Origin of the sequence: Novosphingobium organovorum (genome assembly GCF_022832435.1) — a bacterium.
In the GTDB taxonomy this organism is placed as follows: Bacteria; Pseudomonadota; Alphaproteobacteria; order Sphingomonadales; family Sphingomonadaceae; genus Novosphingobium; species Novosphingobium organovorum.
In genome coordinates, this window is sequence record NZ_JALHLF010000196.1 from 1 (window position 1) to 3,545 (window position 3,545).

Consider the following 3,545-nt stretch of genomic DNA (forward strand, 5'->3'; position numbering starts at 1 on the left):
GCTTTTCGCACCGATCGCACAGCTGACCGGCGATGCCGGGGCGGGCGCCCTGCTGCGCGCGCGCAGCGACGTGGCCTTCGACGAGGTCGCGCCGCCCGGCGTGCGGCTCGACATCGATCGGCCCGAGGATCTCGCCGCCCTCACGCGCGGCGCAGCCTGCCCCTGAGTTCAGGCGCGCCCGGTCTCGGGCACCAGCAACGCCGGGTCGATCCCTTCCGCCTTCCAGGCCGCGACCCAGCGGCCTTGCGCGCGAGTCTCGAACAGGACTTCGCGGCTGCCTTGCGCGGCGTACCAGCCGTGCTGGCGCATCTCTTCCTCGAGCTGGCCCGGCCCCCAGCCGGCATAGCCCAGCGCCATGACCCAGCGGCTCGGCCCCTGCCCCGCCGCGATCGCGCGCAGGATTTCCATGGAGGCCGACAGTTTGCACAACACCCCGTCGTGCGCGACGACGTCGATCGTCTCGGCCCCGCCCCAGTCGGGCGAATGCAGCACGAACCCGCGCCCCGGCTCGACCGGGCCACCGTTAAGCACGTCACAGTCGGGCGCCACGCCCGGCGCGATGTCGAGTTCTTCGAGAATTTCGTGGAAACGCACGCCCTGGCGCACTTCACCGATGTTGATGCCCAGCGCGCCATGCTCGTCATGAACGCACAACACGTTCACCGAACGCTCGAAGCGCGGGTCGAACATGCCGGGCATGGCCAGCAGCATGCGCCCCGAAAGGTATTGGCCCTTGATCACACCTGTGCACTCTACGCTCTTGCCCAAGGACGGCAAGGGTGCAACAGCCCGTCGAAACGAAGGGACGTGTAAGAACGGTCAAACAGACCGCGCGCAGCCCGACGACAGACCGGCCCAGGGCGCCGCATAGAGGGAAAGTTATGCAACACCGCCATCCGTTCGAAGGGCGCCGCGCCCTGCTCGCCATCGTGGCGGGGCTTGCCGCACCGTGCATCGTCCCCTTCGCAGCAACGCCCGCCCTGGCCGAAGACGCCGACGCGGGCGCCCGGACCATCGTGGTGACCGGCACGGGCCTCGACGACACCCCCGCCACACCGGCCTACGACGTGGAAACACTCGACCGCGAAACGATCACCACCAGCGCCTCGGGCCGGATCGAGGATACGCTGAGCTCGGTCGCCGGCTTCCAGCAGTACCGCCGCTCCGACAGCCGTTCGTCGAACCCGTCCGCGCAAGGCGCGACACTGCGCGCGCTGGGCGGCAACGCCTCGAGCCGCGCGCTCGTGCTGCTCGACGGGGTGCCGGTGACCAATCCGTTCTTCGGTTACGTGCCCTTCTCCGCACTCGCGCCCGAGCGCCTGGGCTCGATCCGCGTGACGCGCGGCGGCGGTGCGGGCGCTTTCGGAGCCGGCGCGATCTCAGGCACGATCGAGCTCGCCAGCGCCGGCCCCGACCAGATCGGCACGCTTGATGGCAGCGCGCTGGTCAACGACCGGGGCGGCACGCAAGTCTCGGCCACCACCGCACAGAAGCTGGGCGAGGGCTTCATCGTCGCCAGCGGCCAGTGGGATCGCGGCCCCGGTTTCTGGACCACCCCGTCCGACCAGCGGGTCGATGCCTCGGCGCGCGCGGCCTACGAGAGCTGGTCTGCCTCGCTGCGCGCGGTTGCCCCGCTTGCGCCGGACCTCGAGATCCAGGCTTCAGGGCTGGTCTACGGCGATCAGCGCACGCTGCGCTTCAAGGGCGCCGATTCGTCGTCCTCGGGCCAGCAGGCGAGCCTCCGCCTAGTCGGCCGCGGTGACTGGCAGTTCGACGTTCTGGGCTACGTGCAGGCACAGAATTTCTCCAACGTCACGATCAGTTCGACGCGCTACGTCAAGGCGCTCGACCAGCGCAAGACGCCCACGCTGGCGACCGGGGGCAAGTTCGAACTGCGCCCGCCCGTCGGCAACGACCATGTGCTGCGGCTGGGCAGCGACCTGCGGCTGGTGAGCGGGCATCTGGTCGAATCGCCTTATTCGACCAGCACCGGCCTTGCCACGGCGTTTCGCCGCGCGGGCGGCGACCAGTCCGATCTCGGCTTCTTCGCGCAGGACGACTGGACGCTGGGCACACTGGTCCTGACCGCAGGCGCGCGGGCCGATCGCTGGACCATCCGCAACGGCTTCTACCGTTCGCTGAGCGCGGCGGGCGCGGTGACGCAGGACACCACTTATGCCAACCGCGACGGCTGGAACACCAGCTTTCGCGGCGGGCTGGTGTGGCACCTGGCGCCGGTCGTGGCCTTGCGCGCGGCGGCCTACAGCAGCCTGCGCCTGCCCACGCTCAACGAACTCTACCGCCCCTACGTGGTCTATCCGATCACCACCAACGCCAACGCCGCGCTCAAGCCCGAGCGGCTGCGCGGCTACGAGGCGGGCCTGGAGCTGACCCCGGCAACCGGGATCAGCCTGTCGCTGACCGCCTTCGACAACCGGCTCAAGGACGCCATCGCCAACGTCACGATCGACGACACCACGCGCGAGCGCCAGAACGTCGATGCCATCCACGCGCGCGGGCTCGAAGCCAGCGCGGCGCTGCGGCTGGGTCAGATCAGCTTCGACGGATCGCTGTCCTGGACCCACGCCGAAGTCGAGGCGACGGGCGATCAGGCCGCGCTCGACGGCATGCGCCCCGCCCAGGTCCCCAAGCTTGCCGCAAGCGCGACGCTCGCCTGGACCCCGCGCGATCGCTGGCGCTTCGCCACCACGCTGCGCCACGTCGGGCGCCAGTTCGAGGACGATCTGGAGACCGAAGCGCTGCCCGCCGCAACGACGCTCGATGCCTATGCGCAAGTGCCCGTCTTCACCGGCTTCTCGGTGATCCTGCGCGGCGAGAACCTGTTCGACGAGCGCATCGTCACGCGCGACCAGTCCGGCTCGATCGACCTGGGCACCCCGCGCACGCTGTGGGCGGGCTTTCGCGTCCAGATCTAGGAGCAGGGGGCGCGCTTTGCGGCCGGGCATCGGCTTGGCCCGTTTCGGTGCACAATTGCTGCGAAGATCGACCGCGCCCACTGGAACTGGGCGCGGCCTCCCCTTAAAGAGGCCAGCCATGGCCCGCCTCACCGTCAACGACCGCCCGGTCGCCATCGACATGGATTCGCGCACCCCGCTGCTGTGGGCGCTGCGCGACGGCGCCAACCTGACCGGCACCAAATACGGCTGCGGCAACGGCGACTGCGGGGCCTGCACGGTCCTCGTCGACGGGGTCGCGCTGCGCTCGTGCCTCATCACCCTGTCCGAATGCGAAGGCCGCGTGGTCACCACGATCGAGGGCCTCTCGCGCGATCGCTCGCACCCGGTGCAGCAGGCGATGGTCGCCGAACAGGCAATCCAGTGCGGCTTCTGCACGCCCGGCATCGTGCTCTCGGCCGCGGCCCTGCTCGCGCGCAACGCGGCGCCCAGCGAGAGCGAAATCCGCGAGGCGATCCCCAACCTGTGCCGCTGCGGGGTCTACCCCCGGCTGGTGCGCGCGGTCGAACGCGCCGGGCGCATCGCGCGGCGCGAGGAAACCATCAGCGCGGCCCCCGCCCCCGGCATTCC

At 70.3% G+C, this 3,545-nt stretch carries 3 protein-coding genes; 2 read left to right on the plus strand and 1 reads right to left on the minus strand.

The genetic code is table 11. From position 1 onward, the window contains the following. Window positions 1–168: 168 nt before the first annotated feature. Window positions 169–741 (minus strand): YqgE/AlgH family protein, encoded by a 573-nt coding sequence (locus tag MTR62_RS20385; RefSeq protein WP_244024397.1) that lies wholly within the window; start codon window positions 739–741, stop codon window positions 169–171. A gap of 140 nt (window positions 742–881) precedes the next feature. Here MTR62_RS20385 and MTR62_RS20390 point away from each other — a divergent pair, with 140 nt between their 5' ends. Together MTR62_RS20390 and MTR62_RS20395 are read left to right on the plus strand one after the other, a co-directional pair. Continuing rightward, window positions 882–2,936: a TonB-dependent receptor plug domain-containing protein gene (locus tag MTR62_RS20390; protein WP_244024399.1), complete on the plus strand. Its 2,055-nt coding sequence runs from the start codon at window positions 882–884 to the stop codon at window positions 2,934–2,936. 118 nt (window positions 2,937–3,054) lie between these two features. Then, a partial coding sequence (locus MTR62_RS20395; protein WP_244024401.1) for a (2Fe-2S)-binding protein occupies window positions 3,055–3,545 on the plus strand: 491 nt, incomplete at its 3' end.